The sequence below is a fragment of the Streptomyces sp. NPDC002573 genome (assembly GCF_042889625.1).
Taxonomy (GTDB): domain Bacteria; phylum Actinomycetota; class Actinomycetes; order Streptomycetales; family Streptomycetaceae; genus Streptomyces; species Streptomyces gibsoniae.
The window spans coordinates 1-4,312 of the sequence record NZ_JBIARC010000191.1 but is presented as its reverse complement, the minus strand read 5'-3'; the positions used below and the strand labels follow the sequence as shown (position 1 = coordinate 4,312).

Here is a 4,312-nt window from a genome sequence, read left to right as displayed (position 1 = left end):
CGACACGCCGCCCACCGTCTCGAGAGAGTGAGTCCTCTGGATCGTCATCAGGTGTCCCTTCTGGTGAAGTTCCCACCCAATTCATGACACTCCCCTCGCCGTTGTCGTTGACGCCCTGGCGGTGCGGCAGGTGTTCGGCGGCGAGGTCGGCGCGTGGCGCAGCTCCGGGCTGTCGGCTGCCCGCCGGCACCGGCAGGGCATCAATCCGCGGCGAGTAGCAACCGCGCGATATTTGTCGTGACAGGGCACAGGTTTTCGGGCGCCTGCCGGTCGACGGCTACTGAAGAGCCTGCCGTGATCGGTTTGCGGAGTACGGACTACGTGTGCAGACCTGGCGGCGGGGAATCACGTGTCCGTTGACGATGGGGCGGTCCGGTTCCGGCCGATGTGGCGGTGGACGTTGGCCGTCATGCGCCGGACGAGGTCCCGGGTGGTGGTGAACTCGGCGGGGGTGAGTCCGATGGCCTCGCCGATGGCGGGCGGGATGCTCTGGATGTGCCGGTGCAGGGCGATCCCCTCCTCCGAGAGCGCGACTTCGACCACGCGTTCGTCGCCGGTCCGGCGCTGCCGTGTGAGCAGGCCGTTCGCCTCGAGGCGTTTGATCAGGGGGGTGACGGTTCCGTAGTCCAGCTGCAGGATGACTACCAGGTCTTTCACGGTCGTGGTGCCGTGCTCCCCGAGGGCGACCAGGACCAGGTACTGGGGGTAGGTCAGGCCGAGGGGGTCGAGCAGCGGCCGGTAGGCGCTGGTGATCGCACGGGAAGCCGCGTACAGCGTGAAGCAGATGTAGTCGTCCAGCAGTTGCGGCTCGCTGGGGGTGCTGGGCTCGGCCGGGTTGTCATCACTCATTGCTCGTTTCCTCGTCCCTTCGTCGTTGGCTGGGCTTGCTCCCGCCATCATTGCATCATCACGAGCACCAGGACATTGCCCTCTATTTACTTGTACACGAGGGAAACGCCCGCTAGGTTTCTCGGCGTCGCCCCGTCCGGGAACGCCTCGGACGGCCGATCGACCAGGTCAGCCCACATCTGAAGGAGAAGCGCCGTGAACCTCAAGACCGCCTTCCGCCCCACCCGCAAGCGCGTCGCCGCTCTCGGCGCAGTCGCGGGAGCGGCGGCCCTGGCCCTGGCGGTCACCCCCCCGGCCAACGCCACGGCCGAGCACCACGCGCCGGAGAAGAAGCCGACGGTCGTCCTGGTGCACGGTGCGTTCGTGGACGGGTCCAGCTGGAACGGCGTGATCAAGCTCCTGCAGCGTGACGGCTATCCGGTGGCCGCCCCGGCCAACCCGCTGCGCGGCCTGGCGAGCGACGCCGAGTACCTCAAGAGCTACCTGGCGAGCGTCAAGGGCCCGATCGTGCTGGTCGGCCACTCCTACGGCGGCTCGGTGATCAGCCAGGCCGCCGCCGGAAACCACAATGTCAAGGCGCTGGTCTACATAGCCGCGTTCGCCCAGGACAAGGGCGAGACCGTGACGGAGCTGAACAGCAAGTTCCCCGCGACCGAACTCGGCACCGCCCTGAACCCCGTGCCGTTCCCGCTGCCCGGCGGCGGCACCGGCACCGACCTGTACGTCAAGACCGACAAGTTCCACGACGTGTTCGCCGCCGACGCACCGAAGTCGGTCACCGACCTGGCGGCAGTCACCCAGCGTCCCGTCTCCGCGTCGGTCTTCGACGAGAAGCCCACCGAGGCCGCCTGGAAGACCATCCCCTCCTGGGACCTGATCACCACCCAGGACAAGGCCATCAACCCGGACGAGCAGCGCTTCATGGCCAAGCGCGCCCACGCCCACACCATGGAGGTCAACTCCTCCCACGCCGCCCCGGTCTCCCACCCCGGCGCCGTGACCCGCATCATCGAGCAGGCCGCTGGCCACACCGCCCGCTGACCCCGGACGCCGACTCCATCGGCCCTACCGACCCGGCCGCCCGCGGGGGCGGGGTCGGGCCCCGGATCACACCCCGTCGACGGCGTCCGGAGGCCACCACGTCGCCCTTCTCGCACCCAGGAAAACCTCATGGCAGTCGCACGCTTCCACCTCGTCTCCACGCTCAGCCCGTCCGAGGCACTGGCCGTACTGACCGACTTCGGTCCTGCCCGGGCCCGCAACTGGCCCACGATCGACGCCGATCATCTGCAGGTCTACGCCATCGGGGACACCTGGGCCGAAGTGACCGAAGGAACCGCCGCCGCGTGGGAACGCGCACGCTACGAATGGGATGCCGCACAGGGGCGGGTCACCATCACCACGCATGAGTCAAAGGTCTTCGGACCCGGCGGTGGATGGGTCTTCCAGCTGACCCCTGAGGGCGACGGCACGCGGATCGACATCGAACTCACCCGAAATCCCAGCACTTTCAAGGGCAAGGTGCTCGCCGCGCTGCTCCCGGTCATCGCCGCGTCCCTGCGCAAGTCCTACCGGCAGCCCCTCAAGGCCGCGTAGCCCCGTACACGCACTTCAACCCGCAGTACTCACGAAGGCGAAGACGTCGCGGCTTCCCACTACACCGCTGTGTAGTGAACATGACCGGTGAGGGCCGCAACGGCGGCCGTGTTTCCAGTCCGATGGCGGCCTGCTGACCACCACCCTGGCTCTGCCGAAGGAGTTCGACGGTACCGGGGACGCACCAACCCCGAGCAGCTCTTCGCCTCCGGCTGAGGCGCCTGGTTGCCGCGCAGCGCAAGGTCGAGCTGACCAGCACCGCCATCAACACCGAGATCACCCTCGTCCACAGCGAGGCGGGCTTCAGCCTCGCCGCCGTCCTGAACATCGAACTCGGCGGCGTCGACTAGGACATCGCCACCGTCCTCACCGAGGCCGCCCACCAGACCTGCCTTACTCCAAAGCCACCCGCGGCAACATCCCCGACACCATCAACACCACTGCTGTCTGACAACACCACCGCAGTCGGACCCGCCCCGCGGCAGGCCCTGGCCGACACGGCCATCTGAACCTACGGCGCCGAGAGGTGCGGCCCGATCGGTCGCACCGGGACGGAAGCGGCCGAGCGAGGGCCCGTGGCCGTTCCATCTTCGCTATTCGAGTCAACATTTCGGAAATATCAACTTCTATTGATTGGTTGGACACCATGACGACAGCCCCCTTCAAGGACCCCAAGGCAGTTGTTGAGACCCGGCTTGTCCACGAGGTCCACCGCGTGGCCACCACCCTGCTGGCCGAGGCGGCCGTCCGCCCGTCGGTACCGCTCAGCGCTCTGGCTCAGCTGCGCGACTTCCTGGTCGTGAACCTGCGCCATCACCATGAGGCCGAGGACCAGGACCTGTGGCCGCGGATCGTCGCGGCAGCGCCGGCCACGGCCCAGGCGCTCGACGCGCTGAGCGAGGAGCACGAGCGACTTGACGCGGCACTCGACCTGCTGGCAGCCGTCGCCCTGAGCGACGGTGCGGAGGACGGAGTCCGGGCCGCGCTGCGGGAGGCGGCCGTCGCGGTACGCGACACGCAGCACGACCACCTGGCCCATGAAGAGCCGCTCCTCTTCCCCGCGCTCCGCGACCACGTCAGCCCGGCGGAATGGGCGGACTTCTCGCAGCGGGTGATCGCCACCACGCCGCCCGTGGCCGGACACCTGATGTTCGGATTCCTCGACGAGGTGGGTAGCCCCGCGGAGGTCGAGCTGGTGCTCGCAGGCCTGCCAGAGCCGGTACGCCCGCTCCTGCCCGCCATGCGCCACCAGGCAGAGGACGACATGCGGACCCTCCGCGGGACCGAATCATGACCTCCGCCCCGCCAGGCGGCCCGACGCGGCGGACGCCGTAACCAGGGACGACCTCACCGTCACGGCCGTACAGGGCGACCCCGGTGCGCGGTGACGTGGTCACCAGCGTCCCGCCGCCGGGCCGCGGAGACCAGTAGGCGGGCAGCCGACCCACAGTGGTCGCGGAGCGCTACTGCGACAGCTCCGGCCGGAGCGGACAACGGCAAGGGGGAGGGCGCACAGCAGGACGCCCGCCGTGCCTGGCGGCGGAATGCCAGGGCACGGCGGGCGCCGGAGCGCGACTGCGCGGGTCAGATCTCGGCGGCTGCCCGGTGCGCCGGGCCGGCCGCCGACGGTGCTCAGCGTCCGAGTTCGATCCGACGCTGCGTCGAGGTCATGAGCCTCGCCCGTCGGTCCGCGCGAACGGCAGGCCAACTGCGTGCCGGATATCGCGGCGTCACCGGTGTCATCACCCCGCCCGCCACCTGCACCACACCCCTGAGGTGCCCCGAGGTTTCCGGACAGGGACCCAATAGGATCCCTGTGTAAGGAAACGAGAGGCAAGACGTGGCACCACCCAGCAAGTACTCGCCG

At 68.9% G+C, this 4,312-nt stretch carries 4 protein-coding genes; 3 read left to right on the top strand and 1 reads right to left on the bottom strand.

The annotated features are described in order from the left end of the window. Positions 1 to 345 precede the first annotated feature (345 nt). Positions 346 to 849 carry a MarR family winged helix-turn-helix transcriptional regulator gene (locus ACFYX0_RS46870; protein WP_388981721.1) on the bottom strand — a complete coding sequence of 168 codons (504 nt, stop codon included), beginning with the start codon at positions 847 to 849 and terminating at the stop codon, positions 346 to 348. Between the two features lie 195 nt (positions 850 to 1,044). Between ACFYX0_RS46870 and ACFYX0_RS46865 the strand changes: the two genes are divergently transcribed. The 3 genes from ACFYX0_RS46865 to ACFYX0_RS46855 all read left to right on the top strand — a co-directional run bounded on the left by ACFYX0_RS46865 (position 1,045) and on the right by ACFYX0_RS46855 (position 3,739). Then, positions 1,045 to 1,890, top strand: a complete 846-nt coding sequence (locus ACFYX0_RS46865) for an alpha/beta hydrolase (protein WP_311698549.1) — start codon at positions 1,045 to 1,047, stop codon at positions 1,888 to 1,890. 129 nt (positions 1,891 to 2,019) lie between these two features. Further along, a complete protein-coding gene (locus ACFYX0_RS46860) occupies positions 2,020 to 2,445 on the top strand; it encodes a hypothetical protein (RefSeq protein WP_388981718.1) in 426 nt (141 codons plus the stop codon). A 646-nt stretch (positions 2,446 to 3,091) separates the two neighbouring features. After that, positions 3,092 to 3,739, top strand: a complete 648-nt coding sequence (locus tag ACFYX0_RS46855; protein WP_311698551.1) for a hemerythrin domain-containing protein — start codon at positions 3,092 to 3,094, stop codon at positions 3,737 to 3,739. Positions 3,740 to 4,312: the final 573 nt, after the last annotated feature.

What these genes read in the sequence shown, in the direction of transcription:
- ACFYX0_RS46870 (WP_388981721.1), bottom strand. Translation starts at nt 849, where the DNA reads ATGAGTGATGACAACCCGGCCGAGCCCAGCACCCCCAGCGAGCCGCAA.
- ACFYX0_RS46860 (WP_388981718.1), top strand. Translation starts at nt 2,020, where the DNA reads ATGGCAGTCGCACGCTTCCACCTCGTCTCCACGCTCAGCCCGTCCGAG.
- ACFYX0_RS46855 (WP_311698551.1), top strand. Translation starts at nt 3,092, where the DNA reads ATGACGACAGCCCCCTTCAAGGACCCCAAGGCAGTTGTTGAGACCCGG.